The organism is Halomonas sp. SIMBA_159 (genome assembly GCF_046536035.1).
Lineage (GTDB): Bacteria > Pseudomonadota > Gammaproteobacteria > Pseudomonadales > Halomonadaceae > Vreelandella > Vreelandella venusta_A.
Genome location: NZ_JAWJBT010000840.1, coordinates 1 through 263 on the forward strand (window position 1 = coordinate 1; position 263 = coordinate 263).

The following is a 263-nucleotide window of genomic DNA, read 5'->3' on the forward strand; positions in this document are numbered from 1 at the left end:
TGGGCAGTTGTGTTGTACTGGTATGTTGCCGACTGGCGCTGGCCGGTCAGAATGACCGCCCTGGTAATGGTGTTAATGGCGGCGTACAGATGCCGGCTGGGTGCACACAAAGTGGTGCAGCATCATGCCGCCGGCAGCAAAGGTAAAAGCCTGTCATACACTGCAGTGCTCAGAAAGCCGGTGTTCGTTATTCTGCTGCTGGGGATGATTGGGTACGGCGCAGCAGAGTGGGGCCAGGGCAACTGGTTTGTCAGTTACGCGGT

General features: G+C 57.4%; 1 protein-coding gene. It reads left to right on the forward strand.

The genetic code is table 11. From position 1 onward, the window contains the following. Nucleotides 1-51: 51 nt before the first annotated feature. Nucleotides 52-263: hypothetical protein (locus tag R0J87_RS21590; protein ID WP_498888861.1), on the forward strand; the 212-nt coding region annotated here is incomplete at its 3' end.